General features: G+C 45.4%; 42 protein-coding genes and 1 rRNA gene. 41 read left to right on the forward strand and 2 right to left on the reverse strand.

Annotation, left to right across the window (positions count from 1 at the left end; genetic code table 11):
• The first annotated feature begins 22 nt into the window (after positions 1-22).
• The 37 genes from rplC to AB4Z17_RS11425 all read left to right on the forward strand — a co-directional run bounded on the left by rplC (position 23) and on the right by AB4Z17_RS11425 (position 21221).
• Positions 23-646: a 50S ribosomal protein L3 gene (rplC, locus tag AB4Z17_RS11245; protein WP_076271429.1), complete on the forward strand. Its 624-nt coding sequence runs from the start codon at positions 23-25 to the stop codon at positions 644-646.
• A gap of 28 nt (positions 647-674) precedes the next feature.
• Positions 675-1298: a 50S ribosomal protein L4 gene (gene rplD / locus AB4Z17_RS11250; RefSeq protein WP_053373899.1), complete on the forward strand. Its 624-nt coding sequence runs from the start codon at positions 675-677 to the stop codon at positions 1296-1298.
• A complete protein-coding gene (gene rplW / locus AB4Z17_RS11255) occupies positions 1298-1591 on the forward strand; it encodes a 50S ribosomal protein L23 (RefSeq protein WP_054025324.1) in 294 nt (97 codons plus the stop codon). Before rplD ends, rplW begins: the two co-directional genes overlap by 1 nt.
• A gap of 17 nt (positions 1592-1608) precedes the next feature.
• Complete coding sequence (gene rplB / locus AB4Z17_RS11260) at positions 1609-2439, forward strand: 50S ribosomal protein L2 (protein ID WP_441959798.1); 831 nt, start codon at positions 1609-1611, stop codon at positions 2437-2439.
• Between the two features lie 67 nt (positions 2440-2506).
• A complete protein-coding gene (rpsS, locus tag AB4Z17_RS11265; protein ID WP_053373902.1) occupies positions 2507-2788 on the forward strand; it encodes a 30S ribosomal protein S19 in 282 nt (93 codons plus the stop codon).
• A gap of 43 nt (positions 2789-2831) precedes the next feature.
• Entirely contained in the window at positions 2832-3167 is a 336-nt protein-coding gene (gene rplV, locus AB4Z17_RS11270) for a 50S ribosomal protein L22 (protein WP_076271427.1), read from the forward strand.
• A gap of 13 nt (positions 3168-3180) precedes the next feature.
• Positions 3181-3843, forward strand: a complete 663-nt coding sequence (gene rpsC, locus AB4Z17_RS11275; RefSeq protein WP_054025321.1) for a 30S ribosomal protein S3 — start codon at positions 3181-3183, stop codon at positions 3841-3843.
• A gap of 2 nt (positions 3844-3845) precedes the next feature.
• The gene (gene rplP, locus AB4Z17_RS11280; RefSeq protein ID WP_028609647.1) at positions 3846-4280 is read left to right on the forward strand and encodes a 50S ribosomal protein L16; all 435 of its coding nucleotides are present in this window, start codon (positions 3846-3848) and stop codon (positions 4278-4280) included.
• Positions 4270-4470 (forward strand): 50S ribosomal protein L29, encoded by a 201-nt coding sequence (gene rpmC / locus AB4Z17_RS11285; RefSeq protein ID WP_053373905.1) that lies wholly within the window; start codon positions 4270-4272, stop codon positions 4468-4470. The genes rplP and rpmC overlap by 11 nt, the downstream gene beginning before the upstream one ends.
• A 50-nt stretch (positions 4471-4520) precedes the next feature.
• Positions 4521-4784: a 30S ribosomal protein S17 gene (gene rpsQ / locus AB4Z17_RS11290; protein WP_076271426.1), complete on the forward strand. Its 264-nt coding sequence runs from the start codon at positions 4521-4523 to the stop codon at positions 4782-4784.
• 47 nt (positions 4785-4831) lie between these two features.
• Positions 4832-5200: a 50S ribosomal protein L14 gene (gene rplN / locus AB4Z17_RS11295; protein WP_076271425.1), complete on the forward strand. Its 369-nt coding sequence runs from the start codon at positions 4832-4834 to the stop codon at positions 5198-5200.
• A 46-nt stretch (positions 5201-5246) separates the two neighbouring features.
• Positions 5247-5600, forward strand: coding sequence for a 50S ribosomal protein L24 (rplX, locus tag AB4Z17_RS11300; RefSeq protein WP_076271424.1), 354 nt, complete (start codon positions 5247-5249; stop codon positions 5598-5600).
• 31 nt (positions 5601-5631) lie between these two features.
• Complete coding sequence (gene rplE, locus AB4Z17_RS11305; protein WP_053373908.1) at positions 5632-6174, forward strand: 50S ribosomal protein L5; 543 nt, start codon at positions 5632-5634, stop codon at positions 6172-6174.
• Positions 6175-6200: 26 nt separating this feature from the next.
• Positions 6201-6386, forward strand: coding sequence for a type Z 30S ribosomal protein S14 (locus tag AB4Z17_RS11310; protein ID WP_441959800.1), 186 nt, complete (start codon positions 6201-6203; stop codon positions 6384-6386).
• A 30-nt stretch (positions 6387-6416) separates the two neighbouring features.
• Positions 6417-6815, forward strand: coding sequence for a 30S ribosomal protein S8 (rpsH, locus tag AB4Z17_RS11315; protein ID WP_053373909.1), 399 nt, complete (start codon positions 6417-6419; stop codon positions 6813-6815).
• A gap of 31 nt (positions 6816-6846) precedes the next feature.
• The gene (rplF, locus tag AB4Z17_RS11320) at positions 6847-7389 is read left to right on the forward strand and encodes a 50S ribosomal protein L6 (RefSeq protein WP_076271423.1); all 543 of its coding nucleotides are present in this window, start codon (positions 6847-6849) and stop codon (positions 7387-7389) included.
• Between the two features lie 60 nt (positions 7390-7449).
• Positions 7450-7818, forward strand: a complete 369-nt coding sequence (rplR, locus tag AB4Z17_RS11325) for a 50S ribosomal protein L18 (RefSeq protein ID WP_054025315.1) — start codon at positions 7450-7452, stop codon at positions 7816-7818.
• 30 nt (positions 7819-7848) lie between these two features.
• A complete protein-coding gene (rpsE, locus tag AB4Z17_RS11330) occupies positions 7849-8346 on the forward strand; it encodes a 30S ribosomal protein S5 (RefSeq protein WP_054025314.1) in 498 nt (165 codons plus the stop codon).
• Positions 8347-8359: 13 nt separating this feature from the next.
• Entirely contained in the window at positions 8360-8545 is a 186-nt protein-coding gene (gene rpmD / locus AB4Z17_RS11335; RefSeq protein ID WP_076271422.1) for a 50S ribosomal protein L30, read from the forward strand.
• Between the two features lie 39 nt (positions 8546-8584).
• Positions 8585-9025, forward strand: coding sequence for a 50S ribosomal protein L15 (gene rplO, locus AB4Z17_RS11340; RefSeq protein WP_053373914.1), 441 nt, complete (start codon positions 8585-8587; stop codon positions 9023-9025).
• The gene (secY, locus tag AB4Z17_RS11345) at positions 9026-10327 is read left to right on the forward strand and encodes a preprotein translocase subunit SecY (RefSeq protein ID WP_076271421.1); all 1302 of its coding nucleotides are present in this window, start codon (positions 9026-9028) and stop codon (positions 10325-10327) included.
• Between the two features lie 91 nt (positions 10328-10418).
• Positions 10419-11069 (forward strand): adenylate kinase, encoded by a 651-nt coding sequence (locus AB4Z17_RS11350; protein WP_076271420.1) that lies wholly within the window; start codon positions 10419-10421, stop codon positions 11067-11069.
• Positions 11069-11827, forward strand: a complete 759-nt coding sequence (gene map / locus AB4Z17_RS11355) for a type I methionyl aminopeptidase (RefSeq protein ID WP_441959802.1) — start codon at positions 11069-11071, stop codon at positions 11825-11827. Before AB4Z17_RS11350 ends, map begins: the two co-directional genes overlap by 1 nt.
• Positions 11828-11834: 7 nt before the next feature.
• Entirely contained in the window at positions 11835-12116 is a 282-nt protein-coding gene (locus AB4Z17_RS11360; protein ID WP_144376900.1) for a KOW domain-containing RNA-binding protein, read from the forward strand.
• 3 nt (positions 12117-12119) lie between these two features.
• Entirely contained in the window at positions 12120-12335 is a 216-nt protein-coding gene (infA, locus tag AB4Z17_RS11365) for a translation initiation factor IF-1 (RefSeq protein ID WP_053373919.1), read from the forward strand.
• 44 nt (positions 12336-12379) lie between these two features.
• Positions 12380-12493, forward strand: coding sequence for a 50S ribosomal protein L36 (rpmJ, locus tag AB4Z17_RS11370; RefSeq protein ID WP_003333770.1), 114 nt, complete (start codon positions 12380-12382; stop codon positions 12491-12493).
• Positions 12494-12512: 19 nt separating this feature from the next.
• Positions 12513-12881, forward strand: a complete 369-nt coding sequence (gene rpsM, locus AB4Z17_RS11375) for a 30S ribosomal protein S13 (RefSeq protein ID WP_054025308.1) — start codon at positions 12513-12515, stop codon at positions 12879-12881.
• A 19-nt stretch (positions 12882-12900) separates the two neighbouring features.
• Entirely contained in the window at positions 12901-13296 is a 396-nt protein-coding gene (rpsK, locus tag AB4Z17_RS11380) for a 30S ribosomal protein S11 (RefSeq protein ID WP_054025307.1), read from the forward strand.
• 126 nt (positions 13297-13422) lie between these two features.
• The gene (locus tag AB4Z17_RS11385) at positions 13423-14367 is read left to right on the forward strand and encodes a DNA-directed RNA polymerase subunit alpha (protein ID WP_053373922.1); all 945 of its coding nucleotides are present in this window, start codon (positions 13423-13425) and stop codon (positions 14365-14367) included.
• Between the two features lie 44 nt (positions 14368-14411).
• Positions 14412-14777, forward strand: a complete 366-nt coding sequence (rplQ, locus tag AB4Z17_RS11390; RefSeq protein ID WP_076271417.1) for a 50S ribosomal protein L17 — start codon at positions 14412-14414, stop codon at positions 14775-14777.
• A gap of 351 nt (positions 14778-15128) precedes the next feature.
• On the forward strand, positions 15129-15881 hold the full coding sequence (gene truA, locus AB4Z17_RS11395; RefSeq protein ID WP_054025305.1) for a tRNA pseudouridine(38-40) synthase TruA: 753 nt from the start codon (positions 15129-15131) through the stop codon (positions 15879-15881).
• 182 nt (positions 15882-16063) lie between these two features.
• Positions 16064-16501: a 50S ribosomal protein L13 gene (gene rplM, locus AB4Z17_RS11400; protein ID WP_054025304.1), complete on the forward strand. Its 438-nt coding sequence runs from the start codon at positions 16064-16066 to the stop codon at positions 16499-16501.
• A gap of 20 nt (positions 16502-16521) precedes the next feature.
• Positions 16522-16914: a 30S ribosomal protein S9 gene (gene rpsI / locus AB4Z17_RS11405; RefSeq protein ID WP_054025303.1), complete on the forward strand. Its 393-nt coding sequence runs from the start codon at positions 16522-16524 to the stop codon at positions 16912-16914.
• A gap of 266 nt (positions 16915-17180) precedes the next feature.
• Positions 17181-17876 (forward strand): phosphoadenylyl-sulfate reductase, encoded by a 696-nt coding sequence (locus AB4Z17_RS11410; protein WP_441959804.1) that lies wholly within the window; start codon positions 17181-17183, stop codon positions 17874-17876.
• Between the two features lie 25 nt (positions 17877-17901).
• Positions 17902-19068, forward strand: a complete 1167-nt coding sequence (sat, locus tag AB4Z17_RS11415; RefSeq protein ID WP_441959805.1) for a sulfate adenylyltransferase — start codon at positions 17902-17904, stop codon at positions 19066-19068.
• Between the two features lie 129 nt (positions 19069-19197).
• Positions 19198-19986 carry an N-acetylmuramoyl-L-alanine amidase CwlD gene (gene cwlD, locus AB4Z17_RS11420; RefSeq protein ID WP_441959810.1) on the forward strand — a complete coding sequence of 263 codons (789 nt, stop codon included), beginning with the start codon at positions 19198-19200 and terminating at the stop codon, positions 19984-19986.
• Positions 19987-20099: 113 nt separating this feature from the next.
• Positions 20100-21221, forward strand: a complete 1122-nt coding sequence (locus AB4Z17_RS11425) for a P-loop NTPase (protein WP_076271414.1) — start codon at positions 20100-20102, stop codon at positions 21219-21221.
• A gap of 115 nt (positions 21222-21336) precedes the next feature.
• On the opposite strand, the gene gerD is transcribed toward AB4Z17_RS11425, so the two are convergent.
• Entirely contained in the window at positions 21337-22044 is a 708-nt protein-coding gene (gerD, locus tag AB4Z17_RS11430; protein WP_441912737.1) for a spore germination lipoprotein GerD, read from the reverse strand.
• A gap of 185 nt (positions 22045-22229) precedes the next feature.
• On the opposite strand from gerD, the gene AB4Z17_RS11435 reads away from it, so the two are divergent.
• The gene (locus AB4Z17_RS11435; protein WP_076271412.1) at positions 22230-22853 is read left to right on the forward strand and encodes a KinB-signaling pathway activation protein; all 624 of its coding nucleotides are present in this window, start codon (positions 22230-22232) and stop codon (positions 22851-22853) included.
• A 1-nt stretch (position 22854) separates the two neighbouring features.
• Here the strand turns inward: AB4Z17_RS11435 and pdaB are convergent, their stop codons facing one another.
• Positions 22855-23664, reverse strand: coding sequence for a polysaccharide deacetylase family sporulation protein PdaB (pdaB, locus tag AB4Z17_RS11440; protein WP_441959808.1), 810 nt, complete (start codon positions 23662-23664; stop codon positions 22855-22857).
• Positions 23665-23869: 205 nt separating this feature from the next.
• Here pdaB and AB4Z17_RS11445 point away from each other — a divergent pair, with 205 nt between their 5' ends.
• The 3 genes from AB4Z17_RS11445 to AB4Z17_RS11455 form a co-directional block, all read left to right on the forward strand.
• Positions 23870-24496: a stage II sporulation protein M gene (locus AB4Z17_RS11445; protein ID WP_430058125.1), complete on the forward strand. Its 627-nt coding sequence runs from the start codon at positions 23870-23872 to the stop codon at positions 24494-24496.
• 127 nt (positions 24497-24623) lie between these two features.
• Positions 24624-24845: a hypothetical protein gene (locus tag AB4Z17_RS11450; RefSeq protein WP_053373934.1), complete on the forward strand. Its 222-nt coding sequence runs from the start codon at positions 24624-24626 to the stop codon at positions 24843-24845.
• Between the two features lie 207 nt (positions 24846-25052).
• Positions 25053-25301, forward strand: a 16S ribosomal RNA gene (locus AB4Z17_RS11455); the annotation flags it as partial.

The following is a 25301-nucleotide window of genomic DNA, read 5'->3' on the forward strand; positions in this document are numbered from 1 at the left end:
AGAAAGGAAATGAGGTGTCAACATGAAAGGTATCTTAGGAAAAAAACTTGGTATGACTCAAGTGTTTACTGCTGAAGGTAATGTCGTTCCTGTAACGGTTATCGAAGCTGGACCTTGCGTAGTACTTCAAAAGAAAGACCAAGAAAACGATGGCTACGAAGCAGTTCAATTCGGTTTCTCCGATAAGAAGGAGAGCAGATCGAACAAGCCAGAAGCTGGTCACGCTAAAAAAGCTAACACAACACCTAAGCGCTACGTTCGTGAAATTCGCGGAATTAATCTAGGTGATTATGAAGTTGGCCAAGAAGTTAAAGCTGACCTATTCACAGAAGGCGAATTCGTTGACGTAACAGGTATTTCAAAAGGTAAAGGCTTTGCCGGCGTTATCAAACGTTGGGGACAAAGCACGGGTCCTATGTCTCACGGTTCCCGTTACCACCGTGGACCAGGTTCGATGGGTTCTATCCAAGCGAACCGTGTACCGAAAGGCAAACGCCTTCCAGGACATATGGGTCACGAAACAATTACGATTCAAAAGCTTGAAGTTATCCGTGTAGATGTAGAACGTAACGTTCTTCTAATAAAAGGTTCGATTCCGGGCCCGAAAAACGGATTCGTAAAAGTTAAGCAAACTGTTAAGAAATAATTGATCTTAAAGAAAGGAGGAACAGGAAATGCCAAAAGTAACAGTATATAACGTGAGTGGCGCGCAAGTGGGCGAACTTGAACTGGCTGAAACGGTTTTCGGAATTCAACCAAATGTTCACGTTTTGCACAGTGCTGTTGTTAATCAACAAGCATCTGAACGCTTCGGCAATCACAAAACTAAAGGACGCTCCGAAGTACGCGGTGGCGGTCGTAAACCTTGGAAACAAAAAGGTACTGGCCGTGCTCGTCAAGGTAGTATTCGCTCCCCGCAATGGGTTGGCGGCGGTGTGGTTTTCGGACCTACTCCACGCTCTTATGGCTTCAAACTTCCTAAGAAAGTTCGTCGTCTAGCGATTAAATCAGCATTGTCTTCGAAAGTGATTGCAAACGAGATTATCGTTTTGGATCAACTGACATTTGCAGCTCCTAAGACGAAAGAATTCGCAGCAATTCTAAGCAACCTTAAAGTTGGCCGCAAAGCTCTTGTAGTAACGGCTAATTATGAAGATAACGTAGCATTGTCTGCTCGTAACATCCCAGGTGTGAAGTTCGTTGCAGCTGACGGCATCAATGTTCTGGATGTTTTGGTGCATGACAACCTTATCATCACTAAAGAAGCAGTAGAGAAAGTACAGGAGGTGCTTGCGTAATGAAAAATCCACGCGATATTATCAAGCGCCCGGTTATCACGGAACGTACGAGCGATTACATGGTTGATAAAAAGTATGTTTTCGAAGTTGATCTTCGTTCAAACAAAACTGAAATCAAACTTGCGATTGAATCAATCTTTAAAGTAAAAGTAACCGGCGTTAACACAATGCGTGTTGCGGGTAAACCGAAACGTTATGGTAAACATAGCGGATACAGACCGGATTGGAAAAAAGCCATCGTTCAATTGAGCGCTGATAGCAAAGAACTTGAATTCTTTGAAACGTCTGTTTAGAAAAGGAGGAAATCAAAGTGCCTATTAAAAAGTACAAACCGACCTCTCCTGCACGTCGTAACATGTCGGTCTCGACTTTCGAAGAGATCACGACAAGTACACCGGAGAAATCGTTGCTTGCTCCGCTTTTCAAAAAAGCTGGACGCAACAACCAAGGTAAAATTACGGTTCGTCACCATGGCGGCGGACACAAACGTAAATACCGTATCATCGACTTCAAACGTACTAAAGACGGTATCGTTGGTAACGTAGCTACGATCGAGTATGATCCAAACCGTTCTTCCAACATCGCTTTGATCCATTATGTTGATGGTGCAAAAGCATATATCATCGCTCCTAAAGGCTTGAAAGTTGGAGATCAAGTGGTATCTGGAGTAGGCTCTGATATTAAACCCGGCAATGCAATGCCGCTTGTTAATATCCCTGTCGGTACAGTTATCCACAACATCGAATTGAAACMAGGCAAAGGCGGACAACTTGTTCGTGCAGCTGGTACTAGTGCTCAACTTCTTGGTAAAGAAGAAAACTATGTATCCGTTCGTTTGTCTTCAGGTGAAGTTCGTCGTATCTTGAACACTTGCCGTGCAACAATTGGTTCTGTTGGTAACGAAGATCACGAACTCGTGAAAATCGGTAAAGCCGGCCGTAACCGTTGGTTAGGCAATCGTCCAACTGTACGTGGTGTTGTCATGAACCCTAACGATCACCCACACGGTGGTGGTGAAGGCCGTGCTCCAATCGGACGTAAATCTCCGTTGTCACCATGGGGTAAACCAACTCTTGGTTACAAAACACGTAAGAAGAAAAAAGCATCAAGCCAATACATTATTCGTCGTCGCACGAAATAATAGCTGCTTGATAAAAACCGCGTGATACGAAAGTATCGCTACCGCTTATTTGAAGGGAGGAACACAAATGGGTCGCAGTTTAAAGAAAGGTCCGTTTATTGACGGATACCTGCTTAAAAAAGTCGAGGTATTGAACGAAGCTGAGAAAAAGGTCGTTATCAAAACCTGGTCCCGCCGCTCGACCATTTTCCCACAATTCATAGGTCACACGTTTGCGGTATATGACGGACGCAAGCACGTGCCTGTATATGTAACGGAAGATATGGTTGGACACAAGCTTGGTGAATTTGCACCAACTCGTACGTATAAAGGCCATGCCGGTGAAGACAAAAAAACGGGCAGACGTTAATTTGCCCTTAAACATCTCTAACTGAACGAGAGGAGGTTCCTACATGCCAGAAGCTAAAGCGCACGCTAAATATATTCGTATTGCACCTCGTAAAGCACAGCTTGTTGCGGATTTGATTCGCGGTAAACAAGTTGGCGAAGCAATCGCGATTTTGCGTCACACGCCTAAGTCTGCATCCCCAATTTTRGAGAAGCTGTTGAACTCTGCGATTGCTAACGCTGAGCATAACTACCAGCTTGACGTGAACAAATTGGTTATCTCGCAAGCCTTTGTTAACCAAGGGCCAACGATGAAACGTTTCCGTCCACGTGCGATGGGTCGCGCAAGCCGGATCAATAAAAGAACCAGCCACATTACCTTGGTGGTATCTGAAAAATAAGGAGGGAATACGTGTGGGTCAAAAGGTAAATCCAATAGGCTTCCGGGTCGGTGTTATCCGTGATTGGGAGTCCAAATGGTTCGCTGGCAAAGATTTCGGCGATCTTCTTATGGAAGACGTTAAAATCCGTGAATATTTGAAAAACAAGCTGAAAGACGCAGCAGTTTCTCACATCGAGATCGAACGTGCAGCTAACCGCGTGAACGTTACGATTCAAACCGCAAAACCAGGTATGGTTATTGGTAAAGGCGGTTCAGAGGTAGAAAACCTACGTACTGAGCTTGGTAAAATTTCTAAAGGCAAAAAAGTTCACATCAACATTTCTGAAATCAAACATGCAGATCTTGACGCTATTCTTGTAGCTGAAAGCATTGCACAACAACTTGAGCGTCGTGTATCTTTCCGTCGCGCATTGAAGCAAGCAATTCAACGCTCCATGCGTTCAGGTGCTAAAGGGATCAAAACCGCAGTTAGCGGTCGTCTCGGTGGCGCGGAAATCGCACGTTCGGAAGGCTACAGCGAAGGAACAGTACCACTTCATACACTACGTGCAGATATCGATTATGGCACGGCTGAAGCGGCTACAACATACGGCCGTATCGGCGTAAAAGTATGGATCTATCGCGGCGAAGTCCTTCCGATTAAGAAGAAAGCTCCCCAGGAAGGAGGCAACTAATCATGTTGGTACCTAAACGTGTCAAACACCGCAAACAACAACGCGGTCATATGAAGGGTCGCGCTAAAGGCGGCACTACAGTAGCATTCGGTGAATTCGGTCTACAAGCTCTAGAACCATCATGGATCACAAACCGTCAGATTGAAGCGGCTCGTATCGCTATGACTCGCTACATTAAACGTGGCGGTAAAGTTTGGATCAAGATTTTCCCTGCAAAACCAATTACTCAAAAGCCTCTTGAAGTGCGTATGGGTAGTGGTAAAGGTAACGTTGAGAAATGGGTAGCCGTAGTTAAACCAGGTAAAATCCTGTTTGAACTTGCTGGTGTATCCGAAGAAACCGCTCGTGAAGCGATGCGTCTTGCGGCTCATAAATTGCCAATCAAGACTAAATTCGTGAAGCGTGAAGAAGTGGGTGGTGAAGCAAATGAAAGCTAGTGAATTTAGAAACCTAACCTCTGCTGAGCTTGAACAACAGGTCGCTGGTTTTAAAGAAGAGCTTTTCAATCTTCGTTTCCAACTGGCTACTGGCCAATTGGATAACCCGACTCGGATCCGTGATGTGCGTAAAGGAATCGCTCGTGCTAAAACGATTTTGCGTGAAAGAGAACTCGGAATTAGCAGCTAGTAAATCCCTTACATGAATGCATAATCATGGCTGAAGGAAGGAGGAAGAACATGAGCGAACGCAATGCCCGCAAAGTGTTAATTGGCAAAGTGGTAAGCGACAAGATGGATAAAACAATCGTAGTTGCTATTGAAACATATAAAAAACACGAATTGTACCATAAACGCATTAAAGTTACGAAAAAATTTAAAGCGCACGATGAAAATAACCAAGCGAAGATTGGCGACATCGTGAAAATCATGGAGACTCGTCCGCTATCGAAAGATAAGCGCTTCAGACTTGTGGAAGTTGTTGAAGTTGCTGTTATTATCTAATGAGCGTATGCAGTATCTGAGCATTTTTCCGAAAGGAGGACGTTGAAATGATTCAACCATTTTCGCGCTTAGCGGTTGCTGACAACTCTGGCGCAAAACAATTGATGTGTATCCGTGTACTTGGTGGAACGGGACGTCGCGTTGGACACATCGGCGATTTGATCGTTTGCTCAGTAAAACAAGCAACACCAGGCGGCGTTGTCAAAAAGGGTGACGTTGTTAAAGCGGTTATCGTTCGTACAAAACGTTCGGTTCGTCGTAAAGACGGTTCGTACATCGCATTTGACGAAAACGCAGCTGTTATCGTTAAAGAAGACAAAAGCCCACGTGGCACACGTATCTTTGGACCAGTTGCCCGTGAACTTCGCGATAGAGATTTCATGAAAATCGTATCGCTTGCTCCAGAAGTAATCTAACAACCTATATAAGCTTGAAAGCACAAGCGTGCAGGAGGTGTAACTCATGCCAAGGCTGAAAAAAGTACTCGAATCCCATAACAACAAATTGCACGTGAAAAAAGACGATACGGTTATCGTAATTACCGGTAAAGATAAAGGTAAGAAGGGCCGCGTTATCGCTGCATACCCGCGTGAAAATCGCGTTCTTGTAGAAGGTGTAAATACTGTTAAGAAACATACTCGTCCATCACAAGCTAACCCACAGGGCGGTATTATCGAACAAGAAGCACCAATTCACGTATCAAACGTTATGCATATCGATCCGAAGAGCGGTAAAGTAACACGTATCGGATACAAAGTGCTAGACAACGGCAAGAAAGTTCGGATCGCGAAACGTTCCGGAGAAGTAATCGACTAATCGTTACGGTAGGAAAGGAGGTCCATGATCAATGGCAGCAAGATTGAAAGGTCGTTTCTTAAACGAAATAACTCCTGCTCTTATGCAGAAGTTCAACTATACGTCTGTTATGCAAGTGCCGAAAATTGAGAAGGTAGTTATCAACATGGGGGTAGGCGAAGCGGTTTCCAATTCGAAAATCCTTGATGTAGCTGTTGAAGAACTACGTATCATTTCCGGTCAAAAACCAGTCGTTACTCGTGCGAAGAAGTCTATTGCAGGCTTTAAGCTTCGTGAGAACATGCCAATCGGGGTTAAAGTTACTTTGCGCGGTGAGCGCATGTACCATTTCCTTGATAAACTGTTCAACATTTCTCTTCCGCGTGTACGTGACTTCCGCGGTGTATCAAACAAAGCTTTTGATGGCCGCGGTAACTATACGCTTGGTTTGAAAGAGCAATTGATATTCCCAGAGATCGAGTACGACAAAGTCGATAAAGTGCGCGGTATGGACATCGTCATCGTCACGACGGCAAAAACGGACGAAGAATCTCGTGAACTGCTGACCCAAATGGGCATGCCGTTTACGAAGTAATCCACTTTTAGGAGGTGTAATACCCAGTGGCAAAAACTTCGATGRAAGTGAAGCAACAACGCACACCGAAATTTAAAGTGCGCGCGTATACGCGCTGTGAGCGTTGCGGCCGTCCGCATTCTGTTTTGCAAAAGTTTAAAGTTTGCCGGATTTGTTTCCGTGAGTTAGCACATAAGGGCCAGATTCCTGGCGTTAAAAAAGCAAGCTGGTAATCAGCCTAGTTTGGGAAGGAGGTTAACACAATGGTTATGTCTGATCCGGTTGCAGATATGTTGACGCGTATTCGTAACGCGAATGTCGTTCGTCACGAGACCGTGGAAATGCCCGCTTCGAAAATGAAGAAGCAAATCGCTGAGATTTTGAAGCGCGAGGGTTTTATCCGCGACGCTGAATATATCGAAGACAACAAACAAGGGATTATCCGTATTTTCTTGAAATACGGCCCTAACCAAGAACGCGTTATTACTGGCTTGAAACGTATTTCAAAACCAGGCCTTCGCGTTTATACACAATCAACTGAAATCCCTCGTGTACTCGGTGGACTTGGAATTGCAATTATTTCCACTTCCAAAGGGATTATGACTGATAAAGAAGCTCGCCAAGTTAAATCTGGCGGCGAAGTAGTTTGCTACGTTTGGTAAGTAACAAGTCACAAAGATAGGAGGTGTAACAATGTCCCGTATTGGTCGCAAACCAATCCAAGTGCCTAACGGCGTAACAATCAGCTTGGACAACACAGTTATTACTGTAAAAGGACCGAAAGGCTCACTTTCCCGTGAAATTCACAAAGATATGGTTGTGAATGTAACTGAAACTGAAATCCTAGTAGAACGTCCTTCCGATAATAAATTGCATCGCTCGTTGCACGGAACAACTCGCAGCATCATCGCTAACATGGTGAGCGGCGTTACTGAAGGCTTCTCCAAAAACTTGGAGCTAGTTGGCGTAGGTTACCGTGCAAGCAAAACTGGAGACAAAATCACACTTAACGTTGGTTACTCTCACCCAGTTGAGATCACTCCAGATAGCGGCATCGAGTTTGACGTTCCTGCGAACACTAAGATTACTGTTCGTGGTATCGATAAAGAACTAGTTGGCGCAACTGCAGCGAAAATTCGTTCAGTACGTGAACCAGAACCGTATAAAGGTAAAGGTATCAAGTATGAAGGCGAACGCATCATCCGCAAAGAAGGTAAAGCTGGTAAGAAAAAATAAGCAAACGGTTCGTTTGCTTAAGATAGCGTCTTAAGGCTGAAAGAAAGGAGTGAACTTTGTATGATTACGAAAGGCGACAAAAACAAGGCTCGTCTGAAAAGACACCTTCGTGTTCGTAAAAAAATTAACGGTACAGCTGCACGTCCGCGTCTATCTGTATTCCGTTCCTCCAAGCATATGTATGCTCAATTAATCGACGATGTTTCAGGAGTAACAATCGTTTCTGCATCCACACAGGATAAAGAATTGACTGAAGCAATTGGCAACGGTGGTAACATCGATGCAGCTAGCAAAGTCGGAGAATTGATTGCGAAACGCGCTCAAGCTAAGGGTGTAACCCAAGTAGTATTTGATCGCGGCGGTTACTTGTATCACGGCAGAATTCAGGCACTTGCTACAGCAGCTCGTGAAGCTGGCCTAGAATTCTAATCGACTTTATTTATAAGGAGGTTAAACGACTTGCGTGTAGATCCAAATACGTTAGAACTGACTGAAAAAGTTGTTAATATCAATCGCGTATCTAAAGTTGTAAAAGGCGGACGCCGTTTCAGCTTTAGTGCACTAGTAGTAGTCGGCGACGGTAAAGGCTACGTTGGCGCAGGGATCGGTAAAGCAGGCGAAGTACCTGATGCAATCCGCAAAGGTATTGAAGATGCTAAGAAAAACCTGATCCACGTACCAATCGTTGGCACGACTATTCCCCATCTTGTACTCGGACATTTCGGTGCAGGTGAAGTTCTTTTGAAGCCAGCTTCAGAAGGTACTGGCGTTATCGCTGGCGGCCCAGTTCGTGCAGTTCTTGAACTTGCTGGTGTCGGCGACATCTTGACGAAATCGCTAGGTTCTTCGAACTCCATGAATATGGTTAATGCAACGCTTGAAGGTCTTTCCCGTCTTAAACGCGTGGAAGAAGTTGCTAAGCTTCGTGGAAAAACAGTCGAAGAGCTGTTACGCTAAGGAGGGAAATAAGATGGCAAAATTGCAAATCACCCTCGTTCGCAGTTTAATCGGTCGCAACGAGAAACAACGTGCAACGGTTGAGTCTTTCGGTCTTAAGAAGATTCGTCAAGCAGTTGTTTTGAACGATAGCCCAGCTGTCCGCGGCATGGTTAACACTGTTAGTCACTTGGTAAAAGTAGAAGAAGTACAAGAATAGATAGCTGTTCCAAGAAATAAATAAGGAGGTGCACGAACGATGAAATTGCATGAGCTAGCACCAGCACCGGGCTCAACCCAAGCGCCAAAGCGCAAAGGTCGCGGTATCGGTTCCGGTAACGGTAAAACCGCCGGTAAAGGTCACAAAGGTCAAAACGCTCGTTCCGGCGGCGGCGTTCGTCCTGGTTTCGAGGGCGGACAAAATCCTTTGTATCGTCGAGTGCCGAAACGCGGATTTAACAACCCGTTCCGCAAAGAGTACGCAATTGTCAACATTGAAGAGCTAAATGCTTTTGCAGCAGGTACTGAAGTCACTCCAGAAGTTCTCATCGAGACTGGGATCGTTAAGAACCCGCTCGCAGGAATCAAAATTTTGGGTAATGGTGAAGTTAGCGTTACACTTACTGTTAAAGCAAACAAGTTCTCTCAATCTGCGGTAGAGAAAATCCAGGCTGCCGGCGGTAAAACCGAGGTGATCTAATTGTTCAAGACCGTGTCCAATATTTGGAAAGTGGCGGATCTTCGTACAAGGATCCTCTTCACCCTTTTCATCCTATTAATATACCGCATCGGTGCTTTTATTCCGGTACCTGATGTAAACAAAGATGTGTTTAAGCAAGTTAATACAGCCGGTTCGGAACTGTTCGGCTTGCTTAACACGTTTTCCGGCGGTGCTTTGTTCCAATTCTCTATCTTTGCAATCGGAATTACCCCATATATTACAGCGTCGATTATCGTACAGTTGTTGTCTATGGATGTTATCCCGAAATTTGCTGAGTGGGCAAAGGAAGGCGAAAACGGTAAACGTAAGCTCGCACAAATCACTCGTTATGGTACGATTGTTCTTGGTATGATCCAAGGTTTCGCAACAGCGATCGGCTTTAACCGTCAATACGGTTATGAAATGATCGTTGGCGCAACATTCGTTGATTACTTGCTTATCGCTATTATCTTGACAGCAGGTACTGCTTTCTTGATGTGGCTGGGTGAGCAAATTACGGAAAAAGGAATCGGAAATGGTATTTCCATTCTTATCTTTGCAGCAATCGCAGCTGGTATTCCTGGACACATTCGTACGATCGTCGAAGATCAGTTCGTAGGTGCTCAAGACCAACTGTTCCTGAACATTATCAAAATGGTACTGATTCTGATTGCGATTATCGCAATCATCGTCGGTGTTATATTCGTACAGCAAGGTATTCGTAAAATTCCTGTTCAATACGCAAAACGTGTTGTTGGACGGAAAATGTACGGCGGACAATCGACGCACATTCCGATGAAAGTGAACGGCGCAGGCGTTATTCCGGTCATTTTCGCGGTTTCACTCATCATGTTCCCGGTTACGATTGCTCAGTTTTGGTCCACTCAGGGTTGGGCAGACTGGATTATTAAGAATATGAGCTATGACCAGCCGCTTGGTATGGTATTGTACGTATTGTTAATCATCGGGTTTACCTTCTTCTACACTTTCGTTCAGATTAATCCGGTTCAAATGGCCGATCAAATGAAGAAAAATGGCGGATATATTCCAGGTATTCGTCCAGGAAAGCCAACTTCGTCTTACCTAACACGCGTTATGTCGCGTATTACGTTGACAGGTGCAATTTTCTTGGCCGTTATCTCAATCATTCCGGTATTCTTCGGGACACTTGCTGGATTACCTAAGTCAGTGCAGCTAGGTGGTACTTCATTACTAATCGTTATCGGTGTTGCACTTGATACGATGAAGCAAATCGAGAGCCAGTTGATCAAACGCCATTACAAAGGGTTTATCAATAAATAACAATAGGTTCTGACCGGGCTTCCGCGTTCGTCAACAGGCGCTCTGCGGCAGCCCGCCCGAGCCTATTGTGCTTAAAGCGAGGAACTCAGCAATGAACATTTTATTCATGGGCCCTCCGGGTGCCGGTAAAGGTACACAAGCTGAACGGATCGTAGAAGAGTTCGGTATTCCCCACATTTCCACTGGTGATGCATTCCGCCTCGCTATGAAACAAGGAACCGCACTTGGAATCAAAGCGAAAGAGTATGTCGATCAAGGCTTGCTCGTTCCCGATGAGATCACGAACGGCATTGTAAAGGAAAGACTTGAACAAGCCGATTGCAAAAATGGATTCTTGCTCGACGGGTTTCCTCGCACACTGCAGCAAGCAGAAGCACTTGATGTTATGCTTGCGGAGCTCGGACGCAGTATTGACCATGTTGTAAATTTAAAAGTTGATCGCAGCTTGCTGCTTGCTCGTTTGACGGGCAGACGCATATCGAAAACGACTGGTACGACTTATCATGTAATCTTTAATCCACCTAAGGTCGAAGGTATCTGCGACAAAGACGGCGGAGAATTGTATCAGCGTTCTGATGATACAGAGGAAAAGGTCGGAACTCGTTTGGATGAGTATACATCCAAAACCGCACCTCTACTCGATTACTACAGTGCTAAAGGTCTCCTTCGCGAAGTCGACGGCGAGAAGGACATTGATGTTGTAACATCAGACATCGTTTCCTGCTTGCGAGGTTCATTGTAATGATTATATGCAAATCCGAATCGGAGCTGCGTTATATGAGGGAAGCAGGACGCATTGTTGCGGAAACGCATCGATTGATGGCGCAGGCTGTGAAACCAGGCATCACTACTTGTGAGCTTGACCAAATCGCTGAAACGTACATTAAGAGTCAAAATGCGATTCCTTCCTTCAAAGGTTACAATGGTTTCCCTTCCAGCATTTGTGCTTCTGTGAATGATGAGCTGGTGCACGGCTTCCCTGGGTCACGCAAGTTGAACGAAGGCGATATAATTAGTATCGATATCGGTGCGCAATTTGAAGGCTATCACGGTGATTCAGCTTGGACCTATGCGGTAGGAGCTGTAACCCCTGAAGTTCAGAAGTTGCTCGATGTGACGGAAGCATCGCTTTATGCGGGGCTTGCGCTCGTCAAACCGGATATTAGGCTATATACAATTTCGCATGCTATTCAAAAGGTAATTGAAGATGCAGGATTCTCCGTAGTACGGGAATACGTAGGGCACGGAATCGGCGCGGACCTCCATGAGGAACCACAAATACCGAACTACGGCATACCAGATCGCGGACCTCGTCTGAAGACCGGAATGGTGCTTGCAATCGAACCAATGGTTAATATCGGTGAACGATATGTCCGGACGCTCGAAGACAATTGGACGGTTGTAACGGAAGACGGCTCATGGTGTGCTCATTTCGAGCATACAGTAGCTGTTACAGAGGACGGCTTTGAAATATTGACCATTTTGCCGCAGCAGCCATAGTATGACGATGGAAGCTCGTCCCCAGATTGGTCAGTTCGTCAAAGTACTTCGCGGTAAAGATGAGGAAAGCTATGCTGTTATCCTAGCAATCGTTGATGAGCGATTCGTCATGATTGCCGATGGCCATAAGCGCCGATTCGATGGACCGAAGAAAAAGAACGTTCTGCATCTCGAGTTACAGCCTGCAATTAGTTCTGAGGTTTCTAGCAGTATGCAAGAGACCGGCAGGGTGACCAACGCAAAGTTACGTTATGCAATTCAGAAGTATTTAAATGCGAAAGGAGAATGACGGTTGGCTAAGGAAGACATCATTGAGGTCGAAGGTACGGTTATTGAACCGTTGCCGAATGCCACGTTCAAGGTGGAGCTGGAGAACGGTCATCAAATTCTCGCACATGTTTCCGGTAAGCTCAGAATGCACTTTATTCGCATCCTGACAGGAGACAAGGTGGTTATACAGTTATCGCCTTATGATTTATCAAAAGGGCGCATCACCTATCGTAAATAGGCTCAATTTGGAGCTTATTACGAAAGATTCGGGAGGTAATCACAATGAAGGTTAGACCTTCGGTAAAGCCGATCTGCGAAAAATGCAAAGTCATTCGTCGCAAAGGCAACGTTATGGTGATTTGTGAAAATCCGAAACACAAACAAAAACAAGGATAGAAGGAGGGGAATATAGCCTATGGCACGTATAGCTGGTGTAGACTTGCCGCGTGACAAACGCGTCGAAATCGCCCTGACATACATTTTCGGTATCGGCAAAACAACGTCGCAAAAACTTTTGAATACAGCTGAAGTTAGCTACGACACTCGTGTTCGTGACTTGACAGAAGACGAACTTGCTCGCCTTCGCGAAGCAATTGATAAATCTGTTAAAGTAGAAGGCGACTTGCGTCGTGAAATTTCACTTAACATTAAACGTCTGACTGAAATCGGATGCTACCGTGGACTTCGTCACCGTCGCGGCTTGCCTGTTCGCGGTCAACGTACTAAGACAAATGCACGTACGCGTAAAGGTCCTCGTCGGACTGTAGCTAACAAGAAGAAATAAGAAGGGAGGATAATGGACAATGGCTAAACCAAAAAAAGTCGTTCGTACAAAACGCCGCGACCGGAAGAATATTGAGACTGGCGTTGCGCACATTCGCTCGACATTCAACAATACGATCGTTACGATCACGGATCCTCACGGCAATGCAATTTCATGGGCAAGCTCTGGCAACATGGGCTTCAGAGGCTCACGTAAGAGCACGCCTTTCGCAGCTCAAATGGCTGCTGAAACAGCTGCTAAAGCTGCGATGGAGCATGGCATGAGAACTGTCGAAGTGATGGTAAAAGGACCAGGCGCTGGCCGCGAAGCTGCGATTCGTTCGCTTCAAGCTGCTGGATTGGAAGTTAACCTCATTAAAGACGTAACACCAGTTCCTCATAACGGATGCCGTCCTCCGAAACGTCGTCGCGTATAGTTGGATCTGATGTGGTATCAAATATCAACAACTTGTGAATAATGGTTGTGAAGGTTTGGCATACTACAAGGTTTGACTTAAAATAACGTAAGCTAACGGAGCGACGTTTGAAGGAGGGTACTATTAGTGATTGAGATCGAAAAGCCGAAAATCGAAACCGTAGAACTGAATGATGAAGGAACTTACGGACGTTTCGTCGTCGAGCCGCTTGAACGCGGATATGGCACGACGCTTGGGAATTCGCTTCGCCGAATTTTGTTGTCGTCGTTGCCGGGTGCAGCAGTAACTTCGGTTCAAATCGATGGAGTGCTTCACGAGTTCTCTACGGTTCCCGGAGTGATTGAGGATGTTACCGAAATCATTCTGAACCTGAAGGGCCTCTCGTTGAAAATCCACTCCGATGAAGAAAAGGTGTTGGAAATCGACGCGGATGGCGAAGGGAATATTACAGCGGGCGACATTCGAGCAGACAGCGATGTCGAGATTTTAAGCCCTGATCTTCACATCGCAACCTTGGCCTCCGGCGCGCGGCTCCATATGCGGGTATTTGCTAATCGGGGACGCGGTTACGTGCAAGCGGATCGCAACAAGAAAGACGAACAACCGATTGGTGTAATTCCTGTAGATTCGATTTACACGCCAATTACTCGTGTAAATTATAGCGTTGAAAATACGCGTGTTGGTCAAGTAACTAACTACGACAAGTTAACGCTTGAAGTATGGACTGACGGTAGTATTAGACCGGAAGAGGCTGTGAGCCTCGGCGCTAAAATTTTGACCGAGCATTTGGACTTGTTCGTTGGATTGACCGATGAAGCCAAAGACGCTGAAATAATGGTTGAGAAGGAAGAAGATAAGAAAGAGAAAGTTCTAGAGATGACGATCGAGGAACTTGATCTTTCCGTCCGTTCTTACAACTGCTTGAAACGCGCTGGAATCAACACGGTTCAAGAGCTAATTACGAAATCCGAAGAGGATATGATGAAGGTCCGTAACCTAGGCCGTAAATCCCTCGAGGAAGTTCAAGAGAAGCTTGAAGAGCTTGGTTTGGGCCTTCGCATGGAAGAGTAGTAACCAACTAGTGAAGACTTAAGAGCAAGGGAGGGGAAAACAAGATGGCATATCAAAAATTAGGACGTGACGCTAGTGCACGGAAAGCTTTGTTCCGTGACCTCGTTACTGACTTGTTCCTTTATGAGCGTATTCAAACGACTGAAGCTAAAGCGAAAGAAGTTCGTTCAATCGCTGAGAAGCTGATCACTAAAGCTAAGCAAGGTGATCTTCATGCTCGTCGTCAAGTAGCTGCTTATGTTCGTCGCGAAACTGTCGATGGTACACAAGACGCTATTCAAAAGCTATTCTCCGATCTAGCACCTCGCTATGCGGAGCGTGCAGGCGGCTACACGCGTATACTAAAACTAGGACCCCGTCGCGGCGATGCTGCGCCTATGGTTTACCTAGAATTGGTTGACCGCGCGTAGGTTACCTAATAAATGAAATGTATAAGCTTGTCCACAGCGTTAAACCTTGTCCAAGCTTTATACGCGAGCGGTAAACGGCTTGTGCCTGCCAACGTGGGGGATGAGCTGCCAACGCAATAAAATATAAGCAAGTATTAGGGTCTCCCTATACTTCTTATATTTTAATGAAAAGGGTGGACCCTTGCGGCCACCTTTTTTTGTTTGAAAAGAATGATTTGTTATTCATGCCAGGGGCAATAGATGAGCTTGTGTGATACCTACAGGTGTCCATAAGGCTTAGCATCTTAGGTTCTCTTAGCAAGAGGGAATTTTGGACGTTTAGGTATCCCTATAGTTAAAGGGGGGGATAGGTTGAGGAATATATGCGTAAAGGTCAGTTATGACGGGGCAGGCTTCAACGGTTTTCAGACGCAGCCTTACGGCAGAACGGTTCAGGGTGAAATAGAGAAGGCCATAAAGAAGCTGACGGGCGAGACGACCATTATTATTGGCTCGGGTCGCACAGATGCGGGAGTGCATGCGCGGGGACAAATATTCAATTTCTATACGGAATCTACGATTCCGACAGAGAGATGGGCGATTGCGCTTAATACGCGGTTGCCGAAGGATATCGTCATTATTGAAGCATTCGATGTGCCAGAACATTTTCATGCAAGAAGATCCGCTAAGCGCAAAACGTATCGCTATACGATTGATACTGGTAAGTTTCCTGATGTATTTGGCCGACAATATCGCTTTCATCATCCGACGCCGCTTGATGTGGATGCGATGCGGGAAGGTCTCAGCTACCTAGTAGGTAAACATGACTTTACTTCCTTCACATCAATACATTCAACCAAGCCTCATCATATTCGTACAATCTATGAAGCAGATTTTGTTCAGGAAGGCCCAATCGTGCATATGTACGTGACAGGCAATGGTTTTCTGTACAATATGGTTCGAGTCATTATGGGAACTTTATTATGGGTTGGCGAAGGGAAGATGGCTTCATCGGAGATCAAAAACATCCTTGAGGGGCGAAATCGTTCGCTTGCTGGTCCTACGGCAATGCCGCATGGATTGATGTTGATGGATGTTGAATATTCCAGCGAAATACAGGGATAAATCACTATAAATTACTTGCACTTACTTATTCTTTATAGTAGAATATAACTTGTGCTTTCGAAGTGGCTAACCCACAGCCCCGACTGAGATTGTCACAAACTTGGCTATCAACAATGAACAAACAAATCAACGTTTACGTTGTTATAAAAACGATTAATGTATGAAATTAAGGAGGATCATCCATGCGTACCACTTATATGGCTAAATCAACTGAAGTTGATCGTAAATGGTTCGTCGTCGATGCGGAAGGCAAAACGCTAGGCCGCTTGGCGAGTGAAGTTGCTGCCCTGATCCGCGGCAAACACAAACCGACATTTACGCCACATGTTGATACAGGCGATTTCGTTGTTGTTATCAACGCTGAAAAAATCCATCTGACAGGTAAGAAAATGTCAGATAAAATTTACTACAGTCACTCCATGTACTCCGGCGGATTGAAATCCACTCCGGCTCAAGAGATGATTAAAAACAAGCCAGAACGCGTAATCGAACTGGCTGTACACGGCATGTTGCCTAAGAACCGTCTTGGTAACAAAATGAAGCTTAAACTTAAAGTATACGCAGGTGCTGAACATCCGCATCAAGCACAAAACCCTGAAGTTTACGAACTTCGCGGGTAATAAAGAGGAGGACAAGTTTCATGGCTCAAGTGCAATACTATGGAACCGGTCGTCGTAAACACTCTGTTGCACGTGTACGTCTTGTGCCGGGTGAAGGACGAATCATTATTAACAAACGCGACCTTAATGAATATTTTGGTCTAGAAACATTGAAGCTGATCGTAAAACAACCGCTTAACCTTACTGACACATTGTCTAACTACGATGTACTAGTAATTGCTAACGGCGGCGGTATGTCCGGTCAAGCAGGCGCTATCCGTCACGGTATTTCACGTGCTTTGCTTAAAGCAGACCCTGAATTCCGTCCGGCTCTAAAACGTGCTGGCTTCCTAACTCGTGATCCGCGTATGAAAGAGCGTAAAAAATACGGTCTTAAAGCGGCTCGTCGCGCTCCACAATTCTCGAAACGTTAATACTTCAAAATGTCTTCTCTGCTTGCCAGAGAGGGCATTTTTTGTTTTAAGAAGAAAAGCTACAACCAATTTAGACTATTTTACTGCTATTCCCTTAAAAACACCTTTGCTGATCGGAAGATGCATAAGGTGTTTTTTGGTGCGTCCAATAAAATTTCAAACTTTATTTCATTTTGGTTAAAACTTATATTGAACATTTCACTTTTTGGACGTATAATTTTTATACAGAGCAATTTACTAGGAATTAAAAACGGAGGGCAAAAAAAATGAACCTTTTTGAAAAAGAAGCGCTTATCAAACAAAAGGAAGTTGAGCTCGAAAACGCAACACCGGAAGAAATTATTGCGTTTGCGGTAGAAACTTTCCCAAATATTACGTTTGCATGCAGCTTTGGTGCTGAAGATGTTGTGCTTGTTGATATGCTGCAGAAAATTAGCCCGAAAACGGACATTTTCTATTTAGATACGGATTACCATTTCAAAGAGACGTATGAGACTCGTGATTTGATGGCTAAGCGCTACCCAGGCATTCCATTCGTAAAAGTAAAGCCTGAAATTACACCTGAGGAGCAAGCTGCTCAGTTTGGCGAAGAGCTTTGGAAATCCGATGCGGACGCATGCTGCAACATTCGTAAAGTTAAACCATTAACCCAAATTCTTTCGAAATATGATGCTTGGATTACGGGTATTCGCCGCGATCAAGCACCTACTCGTGCGAATTCCAAAAAAATTGAGTACGACACAAAATTCGGGCTCGTTAAATTTAATCCAATCGCTCACTGGACATCCGAGGACGTATGGAACTATATTCGCGAGAATGATGTTATTTACAACCCGTTGCATGATCAAAACTACCCGAGCATCGGCTGCGAGCAGTGCACGCGCAAAGTAATGCCTGGTGAAGATCCACGCGCTGGACGCTGGTCAGGTCAAGAAAAAACAGAATGCGGATTGCATAAATAAGCACTCTCGAGGAGGAGCAATATCAATGAGTCAAATTCTACCGCACGGCGGCGTACTCGTTAACCGTGTCGCTACGGGCGAACAACGTGAAGCATTACTAGCTGAAGCTGCTACCCTTAAATCGATTACGATCAACACTTGGGCTATATCTGACCTTGATTTGATCGCAGTTGGTGCATTTTCCCCACTTACTGGTTTTTTGAACGAAGCTGATTATCAGTCCGTTGTGAAAGACATGCGTCTAGCAAATGGCACGGTATGGAGCATTCCTATTACACTTGCTGTAGAAGAAGCGAAGGCAGCAGAGTTGTCCACAGGGGAACGTGCAGCGCTAGTCGGTGAAGATGGCGTAACATACGCAATTATCAGCATTGATAGCATTTATTCGGTTGACCATAAAGTTGAAGCAGTGAATGTGTTCAAGACAGATGATTTGGAGCACCCAGGTGTCCAAAAGCTGTTCGAACGCTCTTCCATAAATGTAGGCGGAGAAATTACGGTGCTGAACCGTCCGCAGCCTGAGAAGTTTAACGAGTTTTATTTTGACCCAGCGGAGACGCGTCGTTTATTTGCAGAAAAGGGCTGGAAAACCGTTGTTGGCTTCCAAACTCGCAATCCGGTTCACCGCGCGCATGAATACATTCAAAAAACAGCAATGGAAATCGTAGATGCGCTCTTCCTCAATCCGCTCGTTGGTGAAACGAAATCGGACGATGTTCCTGCGAATGTACGGATGAAGAGCTATCTCGCACTGCTTGACAACTATTATCCGAAGGATCGTGTATTCCTTGGCGTATTCCCGGCAGCTATGCGTTACGCAGGACCTCGTGAGGCGATCTTCCATGCTCTAGTTCGTAAAAACTATGGCTGCTCGCATTTTATTGTTGGACGCGATCATGCCGGTGTAGGCGACTACTATGGAACATACGAAGCACAGGATCTGCTCAAAACGATTCCAGTAGAGGATCTAGGCATTACTCCACTTTATTTCGAGCACAGCTTCTTCTGCAAAGAATGCGGCAACATGGCTACATCAAAAACTTGCCCTCATGACAATGAGCATCATTTGACGCTTTCGGGTACGAAGGTACGCGCATTGCTGCGCGATGGCATTTGCCCGCCGCCTGAGTTTTCCCGTCCTGAGGTTGCTAAAATACTGATTGAAGGCATGTCTGAGCAGCCAGTAGTTTAATTAACCGAATAACTTAAGGTTTGTCTCATAAACGACCATCTCGTCCCATATAAATGAATGTGTGCATTTGGCTTGATTAAGCTGCTTGCTGCTGTATATTCATTTGATGGAAAACGGGGTGGTTTTTTTATGCGCCGAATTGATCGGCATGTTGTCATTTGGTTGACGTATAAAGGCTTAATTCGCATCAGTATCGGATTGCTGGTTATTGCACTAACGGGCATACTGCTTACACAATCGATGCCTTCAAAAAAAGCATGGTCTTATTGGACGCTGCCTTTGTCAGGCAAGACTATAGCCATTGATGCCGGGCATGGCGGGGCTGATGGCGGTGCGGTCAGTAAGCAGGGCATTATCGAAAAGGATTTAAACTTAGCGATTGCGCTGTATTTGCGCGATTATTTGCAGCAGGCTGGAGCGGTCGTCGTTATGACAAGGGAAGGGGATTACGATCTTGCTACAGGGGACTCAAGAGCCTACAGCAAGCGCAAGACAGAGGATTTAAAGAAGCGAGTGTCCCTTATTAAAAGCAGCAACCCGGCCGCAGTCATAAGCATACATATGAACAGTATCCCTTCAGCTAAGTGGACGGGTGCACAAACCTTTTTTCATCCGGACAATCACCCAGACAATCGGATTCTCGCAACCTTCATACAAGATGAGATTAAACGCAATTTAGAAAATACGACAAGAGTTGCCGCTACCGTAAAGGATGTTTATGTGCTGAAGGCAATCGAGAATATCCCGACGGTACTCGTTGAGGTGGGCTTTCTATCTAACCCCGGGGAATCACAGCGGCTTGCGGATACGGAGTACCAAAGATCGGTAGCTGCCTCCATCTATGAGGGTATTCTAAGATATACTGCAGGGGAGAAGCTGAGCGGCAGCGTGCTGCAAGATGAGGTAACCGACAAGTAAGAAACCTTTCGCCGAAAATGAAGCAAAGCTGCACCCTATGACTTGGTTCATGGGCTTACTGTGTTATACTAACTATTATATAGTTTTAATTATATAAAGGTGGGACTGAGCCTATGTTGACACGAGAGCAAGTTATAGAGGCCGTCGAAATCGTGACGGCACAGCATAAAGCGGATGGGGTTACCATCCGCGATGTAATGGTTCGGGACCGTCAAGTTTCGATGACGGTCCTTGGGTCTGGCGCGGCAATGGAGCCCGCGCTGGAAGCCTCGCTCCGCGAGGCGCTGGCGCGCCTGGGCGCCGAAACCGTGCATTTCCGGTTTCGGGCCGAGGCAGCGCCTGCCGCAGGCGCAGGCGCGTCTACGCCGCCGCCAGCGGCAGCTGCAGCACCGGCTGCGGCTAGCGCCGGTGCTGGCAAATCTAGCGGCCCAGCGCCCGTTCAGGGGCACGGGGCCGGCTTAGCTAACCCGCTGCTGGATCCTGCCAGCGGGGTGCAGTTCATCGCCGTCGCGAGCGGCAAGGGCGGCGTCGGCAAATCGACAGTGACCGTCAACTTGGCGGTCGCTTTAGCCCGCAGGGGCAAGCGCGTCGGCATCATCGATGCGGATATCTACGGCTTCAGCGTGCCGGATATGATGGGGATCGAAGAGCGCCCGGATGTTGTGAATGAACGGGTCATCCCTATTGAGAAGTTTGGCGTTAAGGTGATGTCCATGGGCTTCTTCGTAGAGGACAACAGCCCAATCGTGTGGCGCGGGCCGATGCTTGGCAAAATGCTGCGCAACTTCTTCCAAGAGATTGAATGGGGCGAGCTTGACTACCTGCTGCTAGACCTTCCGCCGGGTACGGGAGATGTAGCGCTTGATGTTCATCAGATTATTCCGCAAAGCAAAGAAATTATCGTAACTACCCCGCATGCTACAGCAGCATTCGTTGCAGCTAGGGCAGGCGCAATGGCGATTAAGACGGAACACGAAATCATTGGAATCGTTGAGAATATGTCCTATTTCGAATCTAAAGTTACCGGCGAGAGAGAATATGTATTTGGCCGCGGTGGCGGCGCACGCCTCGCAGAGACGCTTCATTCAGATCTGCTTGCTCAAATTCCATTGGGGGCGCCAGACAATCATGTATCAGAGCCTGACTTTGCACCGTCGGTATACAAAGCCGATACTGAAACAGGGAAGATGTACTTGGAGCTTGCAGACAGCGTATTAGCGAAATGCGGCAAATAGTCATATAAAGAAAGCCCGAACCATTGTCTAAGGCAGCTAATCATTGCTGCCATGCGGACAACCTGTTCGGGCTTTTTTGAATTCATTTTATGCGATGAAAACAATACCTCTACCGCTACATAGCCGAATCGCCGCCTTGTTCATCTCCACCGCCTGAATCGTCTCCGCCGCCGCCACCTTCTTCATCAGACTTTTGCTCACCGCCTGATTCTTCTTTCTTTTTATCTACTTTCTGGTCTGGACTTGGTTTAAGCTCTTCTTGTACCGCTTTTTTCATCAGATCAAGCACTTCAAGTCGAAACAATGGATTTTGCATCGCATCCTGCATAAGGGACATCACTTCCTTGCGGTATTGCGTACTTTGCAGCACCTCAAGAATCATCTTGTCCATTTCTGGGTTTTTAAGCACCTTAATTAAATCAGCTTGATAGGAGGGGTCCTTTATTAGTTCTTTATGGATTTGTTTATTTTGCTTATTAACGGATTTGGCAAATTCCCCCGCGAAACGTGGATCAACCATAAGCTTTTTGATTACCTTGTCGTACTGAGGAGAAATAAGGACATCCTTAACCGCTAAGCGAACCTCCTCCTGATCCTGCACAGACAGCAGCTTAGAGGTTTGGCCACTATAACCGGAAATTTGCTGTGATGACTCCTGCAGCGCTTTTTGCGCATCCTCCGTTTTGAGGATATCAATAACCATCGTTTTCAAATCCTTGTAGCTGACCTGTTCATTACTACCTCCAGAGGACTCGGCGCCACAGCCTGATAAAACAAATAACATGGCTGAAATAACCGAAAATAAAGCAAAGCTCTTACGCATGATTCGCAAGCTCCTTCCTATGTCATTGCTGCTGCATACCGTTTGGATAAACAAATCGTTCGAAAAGTGATGGATCGTATAGTTATTATGTACAAAGTTCACCGGATTATCATGGACAGACTTTAGCTTTTTATTGTGAACGTGGTAAAATAAAGGGTAATGTGGATAACAGGAGGATAATGAACGTGAATTTAAAAAAGTGGTTCTTTTTATTTTGGAGCGGCATGGTAGTAGGCGGGCTTGCCTGCGTAATTACCGGTGCGTTGATGGCTTGGGTAGATCCGGAGTTTGGGTTCTTAGGCTTTAAAGCTGTCGGCTTTAATGCATTAATGATGGGTTTGGTCGGTTTAATGATTGGAGCATTTAGCCAAATGGGCTTTTTCGCTTATTTAACGTTAAACTATATCGCTCTTAGCGTATTCGGCAAAAAATATTTATGGAATGCGCTGCAAGGCTATACGACGATATTCGCAGCAATAGGGCTGGGGTATATGTTGTATGAGCAGCGCCTGAACAACTGGTTTTTCTGGACATTGCCGCTTACCCTGCTTCTATTTTCTGTTGCAGTATCATGGTTCAAGGTTAAGCAAACGAACAAAACCGCTTTTGTGCCAACCATGTTTTTGATGTTCTTTATTACATTCATTGAGTCTTGGCCTGCGCTGCAGGGTGAAACGAATGTATCTGCTATTGTATTTATGATGGTTCCTTTATTCGTCTGCAATGCATACCAAATTATGATGATGCACCGTTTGGTCAAAAAACAAACAACCGACTCAGCAGCGATTGCTGCGAAGCCGGTCGTTTAACTTAATATTCTAGTTCAGCAGCATTAATTTGCGGGAATGTAGAGGATGTCTTGTCCTGCACCGCTTTGCCGTCAACCTCAGTTTGTGTGATGAGGTCGGTTACCGTAACAAACTCATAACCTTTTTCACGCAGCTGATCAATAACGATCGGAAGCGCCTCATGTGTCTGCTTTACGGAATCACTCGCATGAAACAAAATGATGTCGCCAGGATGAGCACGCGTAACGACCCGATTAATAATTTTGTCGGTGCCGATGTTCATCCAGTCGAGTGAATCCGTATCCCACTGAATTACCTTATATTGCAGCTCTTCAGCAATGCGCAGTACCCGCTTGTCAAAATCTCCGTTAGGAAGTCGGATCAATTTCGGTTGTTTTCCCGTTACGTCGGATAGAATGGTGTGTGCAGTCGTAATTTGTTTGCGAATTTCTTCATCGCTAAGCTTGCTGTAATTATCATGTTTGTGGCCATGGCTGCCTATTTCATAACCAGCCTCTTGAATCTTTCTGACGATCTCGGGATGGGACTGGCTCCATGGTGAAGATAAGAAGAACGTAGCCTGCTTAATGTTTTTCTCTTTTAGCACATTAAGAATGGGTTCCGTGCGTTTATCGCCCCAACTAATGTCAAAGGTAAGAGCAACAACCTTTTTGTCAGTGGGTACGCTGTAGATTGCAGCCGGCTGCTGCGGAGCAAAGACGGTGATGTTGTCACGTTCGGCATAAATGATGCCAATGGAAAATACGACAGCGATAGCAACTAAGAAATACCTTTTCAACTTTCGGCCATTCAGAACATAAAAAACGTTCATTGGGAAGGGCACTCCTCTCTAATGGAAGCTTGTACAAAGATAAGAAAGTATAAATCCGACCTTTATACTTCACTTATCCTTAATTGCGAAACGAGTATTTGCCTCCAACGAAGGCTGCCGTCGTTTACGCTTGTAGTACAATCTATGCTCGTACTACAGAGATATTCATCCATCTTGCGAACTTACAAGCTGCGGAGGGGATAAAATGTTTAAATGGCGTTTGATTTGGGAGCATTTTAAGCAAATGAATCCCTATATAGCGTTTGGATCCATATTATTTTTAGCAGGAATGGTTATCGGAGGCACGAACCCGGCGTTCAGAGCTTTTCTTGATGAACAGCTGAAGGGGCTAGGACAGCTTGCTGAAATGATCGATGATTCCAAAAATCCAACGTTAACGATGATGATCTTCATTTTTTTGAATAATGCGGTCAAATCAATACTGGTTATGTACTTAGGTGCTTTGTTTGGGGTATTGCCATTCTTTTTCTTAGTTGTAAATGGAATGATGATCGGTTATTTACTGAAAACGACAGCTGAGCTTCATGGCGGCGGGTATGTGATGGAGCTTATTGTTAAAGGTTTGCTGCCGCACGGAATACTGGAAATTCCCGCGATTATTATTGCTTGTGCTTATGGCATGCGTTTTGGAGTGCTTATCTTCAAAGCGGTCGGATCTCTTGTATTTGCAAGATCTAAGACTGGAAATATAAGCCGAGAGCTTGAAAGCTTCGTTGTTCGTACCGTTCCTGTCATGGTTATTTTGACGATTACACTGCTTATTGCAGCGGTAATTGAAAGTACAATTACATTATGGTTGTTGCAGATGTAATAATTTTTCCAATATTTGAGCATAACAGTAAAGCAGTGTCGAAACGCATTTGCGTGAGACGTTGCTTTTTTGTTCGTTAAAGGACGATCAAGTTGCGCTTTTCAACTTAAGGAGGTCACTCACGGCTATGCTCGGAATACTATTCAACGATAAAGAATGCAAAGAACTTGACTACGTCCTTCGCAAAGAGCTGGATGAAATGCTGCTCGACTTGAATGATTCAAGATTAGATGGTGATATTAAGCAAGCGATAACCAGAAGATATAAGATCATCTTCCGTATGTACGCACGTATTGCCTCCCCGAAAGAGCTATCGCGTTATGCATTAAATGCGCGTTCTTATCGATAAAAATAGGTTTTAAAACTTTTTTTGAAAAAGGGGTTGCATTTAATTGGGCCCCTGTGATATATTATTTCTTGTCGCCGCTGAGACACACGCGGTTGACACGAAAGAATGAATTGTTCTTTGAAAACTGAACAACGAGTAATAACTGCCTCGCAAATCCTTCGGGATAAGCGAAAAAAGCGATAAAATGTAATGAGCATTTCAAACACCAATTTGGAGAGTTTGATCCTGGCTCAGGACGAACGCTGGCGGCGTGCCTAATACATGCAAGTCGAGCGGAGTTGATGAGGTGCTTGCACCTCTGATACTTAGCGGCGGACGGGTGAGTAACACGTGGGTAACCTGCCTGTAAGACTGGGATAACATTCGGAAACGAATGCTAATACCGGATACGCGATATGGTCGCATGACTGAATCGGGAAAGATGGAGCAATCTATCACTTATAGATGGACCCGCGG

The organism is Paenibacillus sp. TAF43_2, from assembly GCF_052113545.1.
GTDB lineage: Bacteria > Bacillota > Bacilli > Paenibacillales > Paenibacillaceae > Pristimantibacillus.